Consider the following 17638-nt stretch of genomic DNA (forward strand, 5'->3'; position numbering starts at 1 on the left):
ATATTATATCAAAAGAAGGAATAAGTCGCCAATTTTTTATCTAATTTTTTTGTAAAGTGGTGCTACAGAATCCTTGTTAAAAAATCAAATTTAAATTTAATTTATAAAAATTTTCTATAAATATAGTCGAATTTCCTCAAATTTTGTTTTGATAGTCTTTAATTTATCACTAAATTCTGTTATAATGTTAAATGGATAACATTTTTGATACTTTATTATGAATGGCATAAAGGTGGAGAAAAAATGCGCAGACGAGAACGCTTAACAGGTTTTTTAATCATTTTCATATTGCTTACTTTTTCAGCCTACAGTAATTCAATGAATGTAGGTGGAAGAATGCTTCAACCAAATCATCAGTCTAATTCTAACAACCAAACATATGAGTCAAATAATAATTTTGAAGATAGGAAAATAAGCAAAAAGAGTGATATTAATTATAAATTGGATTCAAAAGAGAAAACAAGTCTAGAAACAGAGACTATAAATAAAAATAAAGATTCTGCTAAAACAGATCTTTTGAACAGCAGAGATAGTAAAATTGAAAATGAATTAGCTTCAAAGCAGGATAATCGCGATCTTAAAATAAATAATCACCGAGAAGAAAATAATAACGATGGAAAAGAGGAAAGTTCCGAAATAACTTTTGCTGAAGTTGAAAGAAAGCCCTTAATCAAAAGAGTAAAGGTACATAGAGTTAAAAGTGGCGAAACTCTCTGGGATATTGCCCATCAGCATAATCTAAATATTGATTCGCTAATTGGAGCTAATAATATCAGTAATATGAATAGTATTAAACCTGGGCAAGAATTTAAAATTCTACCAATTAAGGGGATTATCTATCGTGTTTCACCTGGTGAAAGTATTGCCAGTATTGCCAGTAAATTTAATATTAAAGCTGAAACTATAATGAAAGATAATAATATAAAAGATTCTTCTAAATTGAAAATTGACCAGAATTTGATTTTAAGAGGTGCAAAACCAGAATTTAGTTATCAAGACCGTTTAGACCAAAAATTCATGTATCCAATCAACACCAGGATCACATCATATTATGGTCCACGTTGGGGTAGAATTCATGAAGGAATTGATTTTGCAGCTCCAATGGGTAGTCCAATTAGAGCGGTAAGTTCTGGAAGAGTAGTTTATAGCGGTTGGGCTAGTGGCTATGGCTATGTTGTTATTATTGAACATCAAAAGGGATTAAGAACTCTTTATGCTCATAATTCTAAATTATTGGTTAGAAGTGGAGAATCTGTTGGTAGAGGTGAGGTTATTTCTCGATCAGGAAATACTGGTAATTCGACTGGACCACATCTCCATTTTGAAGTTCAGGTTAATGGTCGTCCTGAAAATCCTTTAAATTATATTCATCGTTAAATGTTATTAAAAGTTAATAGAACTAATTAACCCCGCTAATTATTTAGTGGGGTTTTATTTCTAATTATATTTGCAAATATTTGAATTTATCTATATTGTTATAAAAGTGTGAAAATACTTGACAATGACGAATAAAGATTATATAGTATTGTTATAAGGTTATAATGTTATTTTGTCATAACTTAATTTGTAAATAATTTTAATTATGAGTAAGTTGATTGATTATGAATTATTAAAACCAACAATGTCAAGCTAAATAGCTTATTTTTATGATTTGCAGAAATATTTGTCGAATCAAACCAAAACATTATTAAATTCTCTTAATAAAGTTCTCTTATTATAAAATATCGAAAAATTCAGATAAAAAATGGATTTTTTAAAGGAAAAATATAATTTTTACTAAATTATTTAATTGAGTAGGATATATGTAAGAGATAAAAATTTGGTATAGGAGAATATTTAAGAGATAAACTTAATTTAAAAAGGGAGGCGATTTTTGATAACTAAAATTTTCTAGAAACACTTTTAAAAATCACATCTTAAATCACAACAAAACAAACTGGAGGTTTAATTATTAATGAAAGCAACTAAAAAACTAAAATTTTCTTACCAATTACCTGAAAAAGCTCCGAGAATTGATACTTTATTAGATGATTTAATGTCAGTTACACCAGAAATTGACCCAGAGCGTGCTGTTTTAATTACAGAATCTTATAAAGAAAATGAGTCATTACCAGTAATTAAAAAAAGAGCTAAAGCATTAGAAAAGATTTTAAAAGAAATGAACATAGTTATTCGAGATAATGAACTTATTGTGGGAAATCAGACTACTAAACCTCGAAGCAGTCCTATTTTCCCTGAATTCTCTAATAAATGGTTATTAGATGAATTTGATACTCTAGCAGAAAGAGATGGAGACAGATTTTTAATTTCTGAAAAAACAAAAGAAACTCTAAAAGAAGTTTTTGACTACTGGGATCAAAGTACTACTAATGAACTTGCAACTTCTTTAATGACTCAAGAAGCTCTAGAGGCTATGGATGCAGGTGTTTATACTGTTGGTAATTATTATTTCAACGGTGTAGGACATGTTTGTGTATCTTATGATGAAGTTTTAGCAGAGGGTTTCAATGGTATTATTGAAAAAGCTAAAGCTGCTAAAAAAGAATTGAGTTTTGGTAATCCTGATGATACTCCAAAAAGACATTTTTTAGATTCAGTAATAATAACAGCTGAAGCTGTTATAGAGTTTGCTGGTCGTTTTGCTGAAGAAGCAGAAAAATTAGCAGAAAAAACATCTGATAATAAAAGAAAAAAAGAATTACTAGAGGTTGCTAAGAATTGTAGAAATGTACCTGCTAATCCAGCTTCGACTTTTCATGAAGCACTGCAATCATTTTGGTTTGTACAATTAGTTTTACAGCTTGAATCTAATGGACATTCGATTTCACCAGGACGTTTTGACCAATATATGTATCCGTATTTAAAAAAAGATTTAGATAATAATGAAATCACTTTAGAAAAAGCTCAAGAGTTACTAGATACACTCTGGGTAAAATTTAATGATATAAATAAAGTTCGTGATCAGGCTTCCACTGATGCTTTTGGTGGTTATCCTATGTTCCAGAATTTAATAGTAGGAGGACAAACACCAGGTGGTCAAGATGCTACAAACCTACTATCGTTTATGTGTTTAGAGGCAACTGAACATACTAAAATGCCTCAGCCTTCAATTTCTGTTAGATACTGGGATAAAAGTCCGGAAGAATTCATGATGAAAGCTGCTGAAACTACTAAAGAAGGTCTCGGTATGCCAGCTTATTATAATGATGAAGTAACAATCCCTTCTTTAACAAATAGAGGTTTAACACTGGAAGATGCTAGAGATTACTGTATAATTGGTTGTGTCGAACCACAAAAAATGGGTAAAACTGAGGGATGGCATGATGCAGCTTTCTTTAATATGGCTAAAGTCTTAGAATTAGCTTTAAATGATGGGAAAGATCCGATGCAAGATTATAAACAGTTGGGACCAAAAACAGGTAAAGCAAGTTCTTTTGAATCATTTGATGAGGTAATGGATGCTTATAAAAATCAAATGGAATACTTTGTAGAACTATTAATTCATTCTGACAACTGTGTGGATTCTGCTCATGCTGAAAGAGCACCACTTCCCTTCCTTTCTTCAATGGTAGATGACTGTATTGATGAAGGTAAGTCAGTTCAAAACGGAGGCGCTCACTACAATTTCACTGGGCCTCAGGGAGTGGGAGTTGCAAATGTAGGTGATTCTTTAGCAGCAGTGAGAAAATTAGTCTTTGAAGAAAAAGAAATTTCTATTGAAGAATTAGAAAATGTACTAGCAAATAATTTTGATGGTCATGAAGCATTGCGACAAAAATTACTTAACAATGCTCCCAAATTTGGTAATGATATTGATGAAGTTGATGAATTAGCAAGAGAAGGGGCTTTAATTTACTGTAAAGAGGTAGAAAAATATGAAAATCCTCGCGGAGGTTCTTTTCAGCCAGGTCTTTATCCAGTATCTGCAAATGTACCTTTAGGTGCTGCAACAGGCGCCACTCCAGAAGGAAGACTAGCTGGTACACCTCTTGCAGATGGTGTTTCTCCTGTTGGTGGACGTGATCAAAATGGGCCAACTGCTGCAGTTAATTCAGTAGCAAAATTAGATCACCATATAGCTTCCAATGGTACTTTATTAAATCAAAAATTCCATCCTTCTGCTTTAGAAGGAGAAAATGGATCTCGTAACTTAAATGCTTTAATTGGTAGCTTTTTTGATCAGAAAGGATTCCATATCCAAAATAATGTGGTTAGTGGTGATGTTTTACGAGAAGCTCAAAAGAATCCAGATAACTATAAGAATTTAGTAGTAAGAGTAGCCGGTTACAGTGCTCACTTTGTTTCGCTAGATAAATCATTACAGGATGATATTATTTCAAGAACTGAACAGTGTTTCTAAATTAAAACTACTAAATACTAGTAATTGAAAATATCTAAATTTCTCAGGGTGACTAATAAATTTATTAGTTATCCCTGAGCTTAATTATACTATATTGAGGTGATAGACTATTAAAAAAATTAATTATAATTCAGATAAAAAAGGAATATACTTTGATATACAGAAATTTTCTGTTCATGACGGTCCTGGAATTAGAACAATAGTGTTTCTTAAAGGTTGTCCTTTAGATTGTCCTTGGTGTAGTAACCCAGAATCAAAGGATAAAGATCCGCAGATAATGTTTAATCCTAATTTATGCATTGACTGCAAAAAATGTATAGAAATCTGTCCTAATAATGCAGTTGATTTTAATCTAAGGGGAAGAATAGTTAGAGATAAATGTAATTTATGTATGGAATGTGTTGATCATTGTTATTCGAAAGCTCTTTCTATTGAAGGGATTGAAGGGAGTGTAGAAGAATTATTATTTGAGTTAAATAAAGATAGAATTCATTATCGTCGTTCAAATGGAGGTATTACATTTTCTGGTGGGGAAGCTCTTTATCAATCTGATTTTCTTTTAGAATTATTAAAAGGTTGTAAAGCAAATGGCTGGCATACTACAATTGAAACTGCCGGATATTATCCAAAAGAAACTTTAGAAAAAATTATCCCCTGGACTGATTTATTTCTTTATGATATTAAAATGATAGATGATGGTAAACATAAAAAAGTAATAGGTGTATCTAATAAAAGAATATTAGCAAATGCAAAGTTTGCAGCTGCAAGCTCTGCTGATTTGGTTGTAAGAACCCCTATTATTCCAGGCTTTAATGATGATAAAGAAAGTGTTAGTGAAATTGCAGAATTTGCGTTAGATCTAAAAGGAGTAAAAAGAATAGATATTTTGCCTTATCATAGACTAGGAGAAGATAAATATTATGGTTTGGGTCAAAAATATCAAATGAAAGATATTGAATCACCTTCAAATGAAAAAATGGAACAGATAAAAGAACTAATTATAAAAAAAGGTATAGACTGTACAATTGGAGGAGTGGAATAGAGTATAAAAAAGTATATCATAATTTGTTTTGATGGCAATTTTTGCATTTAACTGCAAAAGATTGTCATCTTTTTTTGTTAAAAGAATACTTATTATACTCTTCAAAGATAAAATAATCAAGCGGAATACCCATAGCTCAAGTTGAAGCAAGAGGAAAATTGATAAGTTATATGTGGAGAAAAAGAAATTAATTATGAATCAAAATGGCTGGTTCTAACTACTAATTATATTTCAAATGTTTGGATTTATCTAAATTGATAAAAGAGTGCGAAAATTCTTGACAATAACAAATAAAAATTATATAGTAATGTTATAAGGTTATAACGTTATTTTGTCATAACTTAATTTGAAGAGGAGTGAAATTATGAGTAAAACAAAAATTTTATTTGCAGGAGAGTCTTGGCACTCAAATATCACTGAAGGCAAAGGTTTTAATTTTTTTTCAATAGGAATCTATGAAGAAGCTGTAGAATGGATTAGAAAAGCTTTAGATATAGATGAATTTGACTTTGTTTATCTTCCATCACACAGGGTTCCAGTTGAATTTCCACATTCTGAAGAAGAACTAAATAAATTTGATGTTATAATTCTAAGTGATGTGGGCGCAGATTCATTACTTTTATCACCAGATACATTTCAAAAATCACTAAGAATGCCGAATAGATTAAAATTATTAAAAAAATATGTAGAGAAAGGTGGTTCCCTCTGCATGATTGGTGGTTACATGACTTTTCAAGGAATAGATGGAAAAGGTCGATATCATAATACAGAAATTGAAGAAATATTACCTGTAAATATTTCTGCTTATGATGATCGCCAGGAGGTTCCCGAGGGTTTTAATTTAGAACTTGCTGAAAAATCACACCCTATAACAGAGAATCTTCCAGCAAAATGGCCTTATTTCTTAGGATATAATAGATTAAAACTAAAAGAAGATGCTAAACTTCTTGCTGAGTATGATGGAGATCCTATTATCGCAGTTAGAGAGGTTGGAAAAGGGAGAACAATGGCTTTTGCTTCTGATTGTGCCCCTCACTGGGCTTCACCAGAATTTTGTGAGTGGGAGTATTATTCTGTATTCTGGCAGCAGGCTGTAAGATGGTTAAGTAATAATTAAGAAATGAGGAAGAAATAATGAATTCTAAAAAAATAATTGATTATATTGATCAAAATCGTGAAAACTTTATAGAATTTCTAAAAAAATTAATATCTAAAGACACAACAAATATTAACCACGGTATCGATGGAGGTCATGAATTAAATGGTCAGGAAATAATAATTTCTAAATTTAAAGAGTTAGGATTAGATATTGAAACATTTGAACCAGAAAATAAAAAACTAAAAAAATATGCTGAAGCTTCCTTAGGTCATAACTATCAAAATAGACCAAATGTTGTTGGAGTTTTAAAAGGCAAAGATAGCAAAAATCATAAGTCGATTATCTTGAATGGTCATATTGATACGATGCCTTTTAATAAAATTGATCAATGGTATTCACATCCTTTAGAACCCAAAATAATTGACAATAAATTATATGGACGAGGAGCTTGTGATATGAAGGGTGGATTGGCAGCATTAATTTTAGCAGTTGAATCTTTAATTAAATGTAACTGCGATATTAAAGGTGATATAATTTTAGAAAGTGTTGTTGATGAAGAAGGTGGAGGTAATGGAACTTTAGCCTGTATTGATAATGGTTATAAAGCTGATTTAGCAGTTGTAGCTGAACCAACCGAATTAAAGATAATGAGATCTCATATGGGTTGGGTATTTTTTAAAATGGATGTTGAAGGTAAATCACTACACTCTGGGTTGAAATGGCTAGGAGTTAATGCAATTGAAAAAACAATAAAAATTATTAATGGTTTAAAAGAATTAGAATCAGAGTGGCTTTTAAAAAAGAGGAATTCTATTTTACCTCCTCCAACTATAAATTTTGGTACAATAAATGGTGGCACAGCTGGTTCAGTAGTACCTGACAATTGTAGAGTTGATTTTGGTGTTCATTTTTTACCAGAAGATGCTGATTCAAATGGTTTAGGATCAATTGTAGAAAGAGAGATAATTGATAGAATTAAATTAATTTCAAATGGTGATCAATGGTTAAAAAATCACAAACCTAAATTGAAAAAATATCAAGAAGGCAGTCCATTTGAATTTAAAAGCGATGAGGATTATTTAAAGGTATTTAGCAGTAATTTTGAAAAAATTAGAGATAATGAAAAAGCAGTAATTGCTGGGTCTGAATATGGTTGTGATGCTAGATTATTGCAAAATTATTCCAAAGTGCCGACATTGATGTTTGGACCTGGAAGTATTAAGCAAGCGCATGGTATAAATGAGTATTTAGATCTTGATCAATATCTTGATTATATTAAAATAATGGCCCTCAGTATTATTGAATTAAACAATTAATTTAATTATAAAAATATTATAAATATATTGACATTCTACCTAAAATAGAGTACTATATAAACATAGAGACGTTATAATGACATGATAATTAAATTTTGGGGGCGTTTACTTATGAGAGTTGATAGAAATGATCATTTACCATTATATATTCAGTTAAAAAATATAATAGAAGAAAAAATAAAAGAGGAAGATTTAAATCCAGGAGATATTATTCCATCTGAAAAAGAACTTCAGCAGGAGTTTGGAGTTAGTAGAATTACAGTAAGACAGGCAATTAAGGAGTTGGAGAATGAAGGCTTAGTTAAGAAAAAGCAGGGTAAAGGAACGTTTGTTTCATTTCCTAAATTGTCACATGAATTACCTAACTTAACAAGTTTTACAGAAGATATAGAAGCTAAGGGTTTAAATCCCGAATCAAAAATCATTAGTATCGAAAAAACAATTGATGCTGAGGTAGCTAAGAAGCTGGGAACAGATTCTCAAACAGTTTTTTTAAATATTAAAAGATTAAGACTGATAAATGAAGAATCTGTAGGTGTTCATGATTGTTATTTAGATACAAATATTTTGAATAAAAAAGCGGTAGACGAAATTAAAGAAATGGATAATGAAAGTTCATTATATGATATTATAGAAGATTATGGTATAAATATTAGTTATGCTGATGAAACATTAGAAGGTGGAATTTCTAATTCATATATCAGTAATCTGCTTGGGATAAAAAAAGAATTCCCACTATTAATTTTAGAAAGAATAACTTGTACAGATAATGATGACCCTTTTGAATTTGTTAAGATGTATTATAGAGCTGATAAATATAAATACTCAATCAGATTGAAAAGAAACTAAACTTAAAAGTTAATTTATATGCAGATTAATTTTTAAGTTAATCTGGATATTTATTATAAAGCAATATGTTTATATAGTTTAGTCAATTTAATTATAAACAAGGAGGGGATAAATTTTAAATTTTTTAATTTTTCAAACAATAAAACTAAGAGGAGAGATACTATGAAAAAGAAAATATTAATTTTGTTATTAGTTAGTTTTATGATTTTGGGCATGAATATCTCAGTGGCAGCTCAGGATGACCAATTAACTGTTGGAGTTACAACTGTTACATTAAGACATCAGTTTTTTATTGATATTGATGAAGGGATAAAAGAAGCAGCGGCAGAACATGGTGTGGAACTGTTTACAAATGATCCTAATGTAAATGCTCAAGAACAGGTATCTGCAATTGAAGATTATATGGTTATGGGTGTAGATGGGCTTATAGTTATCGGTACAGATCCTGCAGCAATTGTTCCAGCAGTAAATGAAGCAGCTGAACAAATGCCTGTTGTAACAATTGATATGAAATTAGAGACTGACAAAGTTGATTCATTTGTTGGTACTCTAAATGAAGATGCTGGAGAGCAGTTAGGTCAGTATACTAAAGAATATATTGAAAATGAATTAGGTGGAGATGCTAAAATAGCCATAGTAAGTTGGTTAGAATCAAATATTCAACAGCAGAGAGTTGCTGGTTTTGAAAAGGCATTAGAAGGAATGGGAAATGTTGAAATTCTTCAACCACAGCCTGGTTATGATAGAGAGGAATCCATGAATACTGTGGAAAACATTTTACAGTCTAATCCTGATGTAGATATTATATATTCTACTGCTGAAAATAGTGTTCTTGGTGCAAAATCAGCACTTGAATCAGCTAGAGCAGAAGGTGTTAAAATTGTAGGTTTTGACCTGACTCCTGAGGCAGCAGATGGTATCAAAGATGGTATTATTTTAGCTATGATACAGCAGCAGCCAAAAGAAATGGGAAGAAGAGCTTTAAATGCTTTAGTTGAAAAGATTAATGGAAATGAAATTGATCCTTTAATTCCAGTTCCAGTATTATTATATGATGAAAATAATGTTGATGAGTTCTTAAACTAAACAAATAAGTTTTAATCCTTACTTAGTGGCAAATTATCTGGCGATGATTAAATGCCACTAAGTAGGATTTATAAAATCTCACAAATAATATATTCTCTAAAAATATATTAAATCCTTCAATTAATTATAAAAAAGGGAAAGTTAACCAAATTATAATTAAAAGCAAATATATTTACAAAAAAGATAGGGTGAAATTATGGATAATGAAATATTAAGGTTAGAAGGACTATCTAAACATTTTCCAGGTGTTAAAGCCTTAGATAATATCAGTTTTGATTTAATAGAAGGTGAAATTCATGCACTTATTGGCGAAAATGGTGCAGGAAAATCAACATTGATAAAAGTTTTGACAGGTGCCTATCAAAAAACAGATGGTAAAATTTTTTATAGAGGTACTGAAGTTAAAAATCTTAGTCCTACAAAATCTAAAAATTTAGGTATTAGTGCAATTTATCAAGAACTTACTTTATTTCCAGAATTAACTGTGTCTCAAAATATTTTTATGGGTAATGAAAGAGTTTATAATAAAAGCAACCTTGTAAATGACAAAGAAATGACGGATGAAGTCAGAAAAATATTTAAAAAGATAAAACTGAATATTTCTCCTGATACATTAATTAAAAATTTAAGTATTGCTCAACAGCAGATGATAGAAATTGCACGAGCTATTTCTTTAGATGCTGATATATTAATTATGGATGAGCCGACTTCTTCAATTAGTAACAAAGAGACTGAAATTTTATTTGAAATAATAGAAGACTTAAAAAATCAAGGAGTAACAATTATTTATATCTCGCATAGATTAGAAGAAATTTTTGAGATTGCTAACAGAGTAACTGTTTTAAGAAATGGTAAAAATATCAAAACTCTTGAAATTAATGAAATTAAAGATAAAGATCAACTTGTAAATTTAATGGTAGGAAAAGAAGTTACAGATTTATTTCCCAAAAAAGAAGTTGAAATCGGTGAAACTATTCTAGAAGTTAAAAATCTATCTTATCAAGATAAATTTAAAAATATTAGTTTTAATTTAAAAAAAGGTGAAATTCTTGGGGTTGGTGGACTTGTAGGAAGTCAAAGAACTGAAGTCATGGAAACATTGTTTGGTTTAAGAAAATTTGATGATGGAGAAATAATTTTAAAAGGAAATTCTGTAAAAATATCAAATGCCCAAAATGCAATTGACTTTGGCTTAGGACTAATTTCTGAAGACAGAAAGGCTACTGGAATTATAAAAACTATGAGTGTTAAAGAAAATATTACTTTACCCGGATTAGACTTAATAGATAGAAAATTTAATGTTTTAATTGATAATAAAGCTGAAGAAATTGCCACTAAATCTTTAGTAGAAAGACTACAGGTTAAAACGCCTTCATTAAAACAAAAAATTGATAAATTAAGTGGAGGAAATCAGCAGAAAGCAATTATTGCAAGATGGATTTTGTTGGCTCCAGAGATTTTAATTATGGATGAGCCTACCAGAGGTATTGATGTGGGAGCAAAATCTGAAATATACGAACTTATGGGTGAATTAGCAAAAAAAGGAATTAGCATAATTATGATTTCATCTGAAAATCCTGAATTACTAGCAATGAGTGACCGAATTATGGTCATGAGAGAAGGGGAAATATCAGGATTTTTAGAGGGAGAAAAACAGACAGAAGAAAATATTCTCAAGCTTGCCTTTGGAGGTGTGGTTAATTAATGAATCAGTTAGAAAATAAAATATCATTTCAAGATAGAATAAAAAGTTTTTTTGGTGAAAAAGGTAGTGCAGCTTTAGGGTTAATAATATTATTTGTTTTTATGACTTTTATGTCAGATAGATTTTTAACTTTTTCTAATTTATTAAATGTAGCAAGACAGGCATCTATTAATGGTATTATTGCTGTAGGTATGACTTATATTATAATTACAAAAGGTATTGACCTTAGTGCTGGAGCCTTAGTTGCCTTAACAGGTACGGTTGCAGCAGGGTTAATTGTTAATATGGGTCTGCCAATTATTGTAGCAATTATTTTAACTTTAGTAGTTGGATCTTTAGTGGGAGCCTTTACAGGAGTTATGGTTTCTAAACAGAATATACCCCCATTTATTGTAACCTTAGCACTTATGACTATTTTAAGAGGTTTAAGTTTTGTTTATACATCTGGAAGACCAATTTATGTATCAAATGAACTATTCAGAGTAATTGGTAGAGGCTATATTGGTCCAATTCCAATCCCAGTTATTATTGCAATTTTTATTGGGGTCATTGGTCATATTGTTTTAAAGAAAACTAAATTTGGTAGACATATTTATTCTGTTGGCGGTAATGAAGAAGCAGCAAGGCTTTGTGGTGTAAATATTGATAAGACATTAATTTATGTTTATACTTCAGCTGGATTCTTAACAGCAATAAGTGGAATCATTCTTGCTTCTAGACTCTCTACTGGATCTCCAAATGCTGGTGATGGTGCAGAACTTGATGCTATCGCTGCAGTAATATTAGGAGGTACAAGTTTTGCAGGTGGAATAGGTAGTGTATCGGGTACATTTATTGGAGTTGCAATCATTGGTATTTTAGGAAATGGCCTAAACTTATTAAATGTTTCTTCATACAATCAGATGATGGTTAAAGGTTTAGTAATTTTATTAGCAGTATTGGTTAATAATATAAAATTGAAAAAGAAAAATATAAGTAGATAAAAGGGGAGAATAAAATGGCTGATATAGGTATTTTACCAAAGAAGAAGAATGAAATAAAAAATATTTTTGGCAAAAAAAAGGCGATTATTGGTATGATTCATACTAAACCATTACCTGGTGCTCCGCGCTATAATGGAGAAAGCATGCAAGAGATAATAGAGTTTTCAATCAATGATGCTCTAGCCTTAAAAGAAGGTGGAGTAGATGGTTTAATGTTTGAAAATGCCTGGGATGTTCCATTTTCTAAGCCGGAAGATATAGGTTATGAAACAGTTGCTGCTTTAACTGTTCTAGCAAATGAGGTGACTAGAGAAGTTGATTTACCTTTCGGTTTTAATTTCTTAGCAAATGGAGTAATTCAATCTTTAGCAGCGGCAAAAGCTACAAATGCAGACTGGGTCAGATGTAATCAGTGGGTCAATGCCTATGTAGCTAACGAAGGGATTTTAGAAGGGGCTTCGGCAGAAGCTATGCGTTACAAAAAAATGCTGCAGGCTGATGATATAAAAGTAATGGCTGATGTCCATGTTAAACATGGAAGTCACTCAATTGTTGCTGATAGATCACTTGCTGAACAGACAAGAGATAATATATTTTTTGATGCAGATATTTTAATAGCTACCGGGAGTCGTACTGGAGATGAAACTTCATTAGATGAGTTAGTTGGAATAAGCAATAATACTCAGCTTCCTGTTATAGTTGGTAGTGGTATTAATGATGACAATGCAAAAAAGATTCTGGAAATTGCTAGTGGAGCAGTTGTTGGCTCTTACTTAAAAGAGGATGGAGTTTGGTGGAATCCTGTGGATGTAGAAAGAGTAAAAAGATTAATGGATATAGTAAATAAATTAAGATAGATCTTATATGGAAGAGGGTTTATATTTAATGAATTCTAAATTTGATGTAATATGTTTTGGTGATATCAATGTAGATTATATAGGGAGAATGGATAGGCTTCCTGAAATAGATGAAGAATTGCCAATACATAATTTAGAAAAATTTTGTGGCGGTGCAGCCACAAATGTCGCTGTATCTTTGTCTAGATTAGGGAAAAAAACAGGATATGTAGGAAGTATTGGTGATGATTCGAATGGTAAGGAATTGCTTGAACGTCTTCAACAAGAAGGGGTAGATGTATCAAAAGTTAATAAAAAAGAAGGTTATTTATCTGGTACAGTTTTTGCTATTATAGATAATGATGGAGAAAGAAGATTACTAAGTTATTTAGGAGCAAATCTTCAAACAAAAAAAGAAGATTTTGATAAAAACTATATAAGTAAAGCTGAAATCTTACACATGAGTAATCCTTTGTTATCTGTTGTTCCTACTTTGCTTTCTTATGCTAAAGAAAATAACTTGATTGTTTCGTTTGATCCTGGGACATTAATTTCTTCAAAAGGTTTAAAAGAAATAGAATATATTTTGAAAGAGACTGATATATTATTTTTAAATAGAGTAGAATATCATGATCTAATTAAAAATAGTGAAAAAGGTTTGGATATATTTTTAGAACTGGGATGTAAAATGGTTGTTTATAAAAAGGGCAAAGAAGGTAGTTTTTTAAAGACCTCCAGTGGGAAAGAAATAAATAGCCCCGGTTTTAAGGTGAATGTTATTGATACAACTGGTGCTGGAGATGCATTTGCTGGTGGATTTTTAACAGCTTATTTAAATAAATTAGATTTTGAAAATATTATGGAGTTTGCAAATGCTGTTGCTGCAATTTCTGTAACAAGAAAAGGTGCGAAAGAAGCACTTCCAAAAATAGAAGAAGTGTATGATTTTATTAGAGAAAATAAAGATTGAGAATTGAAAATTTGATTAAAAAAATAAGAGTAATAAAACTGCAGATAAATATCTGCAGTTTTATTGTTAGTTTGCCTGGCATGAATATTTGCTAATCAGTGCAAGTCTGATGTGGAGTTATGAAGTTTTTTATTTCTTATATCTTGACACCTCTCAACAAATATTCTATAATTAAAGCATGAAACATTTGAATAATTGTTCATATATAATAAATAAAAAATCAGAGGTGGAAAATGCAGAATACAGTTGAAGAAAAAAATAATGAAAAAGAATTTGAGCTTGAAGGTTTAAATTGTTCAAATTGTGCCATGAAAATTGAAGATCAGGTCAAAAAACTTGATGGAATGGACAAAGTTGAACTAAATTTTGCGACTTCTACTTTAAAAGTAGCGGCTGAAGAGGCGAGATTAGAAAAGAGCCAGGACGAATTGCAAAAAATTTCAGATAGAATAGAACCAGGAGTTAAGGTTAGAGATAAGTCAGAAACGCAAGCAGAAGTTGGTGTTGAGGGATCATCACTTAAATCATATCTCTGGCAGAAAAAGAATATATTTATTGGAACTTTATTTTTTATCTTTGCCCTAAGTTTTTCTCATTTAAATATTTTTAAAGGCAGTATCTTAAGCAGCCTAGCTTTACCTGCCTACATAACAGCATATTTTTTAATCGGCTATCCAGTTCTTAAAGCTGCCGTTTTAAATATCGGGCAGGGACAGATTTTTGATGAAAACTTTTTAATGGTTATCGCTACAATAGGTGCTTTTGGAATCCAGGAATACCCAGAAGCAGTAGCGGTTATGCTTTTTTATATGGTAGGAGAACTATTTCAGGAAAGAGCTGTTAATAATTCACGACGTTCGATAAAAGATTTGATGGATATTAAAGCCGAATTTGCTAATTTAATTAAAGATGAAGAAATTATCGAAGTTAAACCGGAAAATTTGAAAGTTGGAGATCTAATTGCTGTAAAGGCTGAAAAAAATTCCAGTAGATGGTAAAGTAGTTAGTGGAGAAAGTGCTCTTGAAACCTCTGCTTTAACCGGAGAATCAATGCCTAAAGATGTTGTAGAAGGTGACCAGGTTTTAAGTGGAATGATAAATTTAAATAAGCTGATTACAGTTCGAGTGACCAAAGAATATAAGGATTCAACTGTAAAAAAAATATTAGAACTTGTAGAAAATGCTAGTTCTAAAAAAGCACCAACAGAGCAGTTTATCAGCAAATTTGCCCGTTATTATACACCATTTGTTGTTTTTACAGCTGTGTTAGTCGCTGTATTACCACCACTTTTAACCGGAGCTGCCTTTAGCCAGTGGTTTTATCGTTCTCTAATATTTTTAGTTGTTTCCTGCCCTTGTGCCCTCGTAGTTTCAATTCCGCTTGGCTTTTTTGGTGGTATTGGTCTGGCATCAAAAAATGGAATTTTAGTCAAAGGAGGCAACTACCTGGAAGCTTTGAATGAGCTGGATACCATAGTATTTGATAAAACTGGTACTATAACCGAAGGTGATTTTAAAGTAACTGAGGTTAATATTGAAAGCAATCACAGCCGTCAAGAAATCTTAAAAATAGCTGCTGAAGTAGAACAGTTTTCTAATCATCCAATAGCTCAATCAATTGTTAATGCAGCTGATAATTATCAAAAACACTCAGCTGATAGTGATTATCAAGAGATTTCAGGTTCAGGTGTTAAAGCTGTTCTTAATAATAATAAAATTTTAGCAGGAAATGAAAGACTTATGGAGAAAAATAATATTAACTTCAAAAAAGTTAAGAGTACTGGAACTGCTGTTTATTTAGCCAAAAATGGAGAATTTTTAGCTTCGATTGTCATTTCTGATCAGCTAAAATCTGATTCTGTCTCTGCATTTTCAGCGCTTAAAGACTTAGGAATTAATAATTTAGTGATGTTAACCGGTGATAATCAGGCAACAGCAGCTGAAGTTGCTTCTAAACTGGAGCTTGATAATTTTTATGCAGAATTGCTGCCGGATCAGAAAGTCACTAAAGTTGAAGAACTATTAAAAAAATCAAAAAAATTAGCCTTTGTTGGTGATGGAATAAATGATGCACCTGTACTAGCTCGTTCTGATTTAGGAATAGCAATGGGAGGCCTTGGCTCTGATGCAGCAATTGAAGCAGCAGATGTTGTTTTAATGACAGATGAGCCTTCGAAAATTGTTACCGCTTTAAATATTGCAGCTAAAACTAAGAAATTAGTCTGGCAAAATATCATAATGGCTCTTTCAATTAAAGCTGCAGTTATGATTTTAAGTATTTTTGGTATGGCTTCAATGTGGGCTGCAGTATTTGCAGATGTTGGAGTTGCATTAATGGCGGTATTTAATGTAATGAGAATTTTAAAGACAAAAGATATTTAATTGGAGTGGATTTTATGGCAGCAGAACTTAAAGAAAAAGCAATGTGTGATATTTGTGAAGTATTTAATCCAAATAATCAGGTAGTTAAAGTGATGAAAGAAAAAAAACTAACTGATGAAGTAGTTTATGATTTGGCAGATTTGTTCAAAACAATGGGGGATCCAACTAGAATCAAAATTCTTTATGCCCTTAAAGAAAGAGAACTCTGTGTTTGTGACCTTTCCGAACTGCTGGATATGAGCTCTTCTGCAATTTCACATCAGCTTCGAGTACTAAGAAACAATAAACTGGTTAAGTATCGCAAAGAAGGTCGTTCGGTTTATTATTCACTCGATGATGATCATGTGATGTGCCTTTTTGGACAGGGACTTGAACATGTACTTGAAGATAAATAAAGTTATTGAAAAGGAAGATTAGATGCCTAAAATAAATGCTGTGCTTCTGGCAGGAGGAAAGAGCAGACGTTTTGGAAATCTTGATAAGGCTTTGCTCCCTTTTGCCGGGACAACATTAATAGAATATATTGCTTCAAATTTAAACAATTTTTTTAATCAGGTAATTATAATTGGTTCTAAAGATAAATATTCTTTTATAGACGGAGTAAAAGTTTATGAAGATATTTATAAAGATAAGGGACCATTGGCCGGTATTTACACCGGCTTATATTTTTCTGAAACTAACTATAATTTTATCTGCGGTTGTGATATGCCCTTTTTGGAATCAAATTATTTTAGTTATTTAGAAGGTATTTTAAAAAGAAAAAATAAAGCTGAAATTGTTGTGCCAGAATATAATGGATTTTTGGAACCACTGGCAGCTCTTTACCATTATTCACTATTGAAAAAGGTCCAAAATGAAATTTTGAATGATAATTTGAGAGTTAAATCTTTTTACGCTAATGCTGAAAAGGTAATTTTAAGTGAAGCTATGTTAGAAGAAAAATTCAAGCTAGAAAAATTGTTTTTTAATTTAAATTATCCAAAGGATTTGGACAATGCATTAAAATATTT

General features: G+C 31.0%; 13 protein-coding genes and 1 pseudogene. All 14 read left to right on the top strand.

Annotated elements, in window-relative coordinates; all coding sequences use genetic code 11:
* Nucleotides 1-243 precede the first annotated feature (243 nt).
* Entirely contained in the window at nucleotides 244-1377 is a 1134-nt protein-coding gene (locus CI949_RS07970; protein ID WP_089716960.1) for a M23 family metallopeptidase, read from the top strand.
* A gap of 577 nt (nucleotides 1378-1954) precedes the next feature.
* A complete protein-coding gene (locus CI949_RS07975; RefSeq protein WP_089716959.1) occupies nucleotides 1955-4360 on the top strand; it encodes a glycyl radical protein in 2406 nt (801 codons plus the stop codon).
* 109 nt (nucleotides 4361-4469) lie between these two features.
* On the top strand, nucleotides 4470-5402 hold the full coding sequence (locus CI949_RS07980; RefSeq protein ID WP_089716958.1) for a glycyl-radical enzyme activating protein: 933 nt from the start codon (nucleotides 4470-4472) through the stop codon (nucleotides 5400-5402).
* A gap of 364 nt (nucleotides 5403-5766) precedes the next feature.
* Entirely contained in the window at nucleotides 5767-6519 is a 753-nt protein-coding gene (locus CI949_RS07985) for a glutamine amidotransferase (RefSeq protein WP_089716957.1), read from the top strand.
* Nucleotides 6520-6536: 17 nt separating this feature from the next.
* Nucleotides 6537-7817, top strand: a complete 1281-nt coding sequence (locus CI949_RS07990) for an ArgE/DapE family deacylase (protein ID WP_089716956.1) — start codon at nucleotides 6537-6539, stop codon at nucleotides 7815-7817.
* Between the two features lie 111 nt (nucleotides 7818-7928).
* Nucleotides 7929-8666, top strand: coding sequence for a GntR family transcriptional regulator (locus tag CI949_RS07995; protein WP_166667712.1), 738 nt, complete (start codon nucleotides 7929-7931; stop codon nucleotides 8664-8666).
* Between the two features lie 162 nt (nucleotides 8667-8828).
* Entirely contained in the window at nucleotides 8829-9752 is a 924-nt protein-coding gene (locus tag CI949_RS08000) for a substrate-binding domain-containing protein (RefSeq protein ID WP_089716954.1), read from the top strand.
* A gap of 196 nt (nucleotides 9753-9948) precedes the next feature.
* A complete protein-coding gene (locus CI949_RS08005; RefSeq protein ID WP_089716953.1) occupies nucleotides 9949-11457 on the top strand; it encodes a sugar ABC transporter ATP-binding protein in 1509 nt (502 codons plus the stop codon).
* On the top strand, nucleotides 11457-12440 hold the full coding sequence (locus CI949_RS08010; protein ID WP_089716952.1) for an ABC transporter permease: 984 nt from the start codon (nucleotides 11457-11459) through the stop codon (nucleotides 12438-12440). The genes CI949_RS08005 and CI949_RS08010 overlap by 1 nt, the downstream gene beginning before the upstream one ends.
* Before the next feature lie 14 nt (nucleotides 12441-12454).
* Complete coding sequence (locus CI949_RS08015; RefSeq protein WP_089716951.1) at nucleotides 12455-13297, top strand: BtpA/SgcQ family protein; 843 nt, start codon at nucleotides 12455-12457, stop codon at nucleotides 13295-13297.
* 28 nt (nucleotides 13298-13325) lie between these two features.
* Nucleotides 13326-14246 (top strand): carbohydrate kinase family protein, encoded by a 921-nt coding sequence (locus CI949_RS08020; RefSeq protein WP_166667713.1) that lies wholly within the window; start codon nucleotides 13326-13328, stop codon nucleotides 14244-14246.
* Between the two features lie 233 nt (nucleotides 14247-14479).
* Nucleotides 14480-16628 (top strand): annotated as a pseudogene (locus tag CI949_RS08030) (heavy metal translocating P-type ATPase).
* A gap of 14 nt (nucleotides 16629-16642) precedes the next feature.
* Nucleotides 16643-17023, top strand: a complete 381-nt coding sequence (locus tag CI949_RS08035) for a helix-turn-helix transcriptional regulator (protein ID WP_134059915.1) — start codon at nucleotides 16643-16645, stop codon at nucleotides 17021-17023.
* A 22-nt stretch (nucleotides 17024-17045) separates the two neighbouring features.
* Nucleotides 17046-17638: molybdenum cofactor guanylyltransferase (locus CI949_RS08040; protein ID WP_290764979.1), on the top strand; the 593-nt coding region annotated here is incomplete at its 3' end.

The organism is Halanaerobium sp. (assembly GCF_003070835.1).

Bases quoted from the DNA above. Each gene is read 5' to 3' on its own strand.
- CI949_RS07985 (WP_089716957.1), top strand. From the start codon at position 5,767: ATGAGTAAAACAAAAATTTTATTTGCAGGAGAGTCTTGGCACTCAAAT.
- CI949_RS07970 (WP_089716960.1), top strand. From the start codon at position 244: ATGCGCAGACGAGAACGCTTAACAGGTTTTTTAATCATTTTCATATTG.
- CI949_RS07995 (WP_166667712.1), top strand. From the start codon at position 7,929: ATGAGAGTTGATAGAAATGATCATTTACCATTATATATTCAGTTAAAA.
- CI949_RS07975 (WP_089716959.1), top strand. From the start codon at position 1,955: ATGAAAGCAACTAAAAAACTAAAATTTTCTTACCAATTACCTGAAAAA.
- CI949_RS08005 (WP_089716953.1), top strand. From the start codon at position 9,949: ATGGATAATGAAATATTAAGGTTAGAAGGACTATCTAAACATTTTCCA.
- CI949_RS08000 (WP_089716954.1), top strand. From the start codon at position 8,829: ATGAAAAAGAAAATATTAATTTTGTTATTAGTTAGTTTTATGATTTTG.
- CI949_RS08010 (WP_089716952.1), top strand. From the start codon at position 11,457: ATGAATCAGTTAGAAAATAAAATATCATTTCAAGATAGAATAAAAAGT.
- CI949_RS08035 (WP_134059915.1), top strand. From the start codon at position 16,643: ATGGCAGCAGAACTTAAAGAAAAAGCAATGTGTGATATTTGTGAAGTA.
- CI949_RS08015 (WP_089716951.1), top strand. From the start codon at position 12,455: ATGGCTGATATAGGTATTTTACCAAAGAAGAAGAATGAAATAAAAAAT.
- CI949_RS07990 (WP_089716956.1), top strand. From the start codon at position 6,537: ATGAATTCTAAAAAAATAATTGATTATATTGATCAAAATCGTGAAAAC.
- CI949_RS08020 (WP_166667713.1), top strand. From the start codon at position 13,326: ATGAATTCTAAATTTGATGTAATATGTTTTGGTGATATCAATGTAGAT.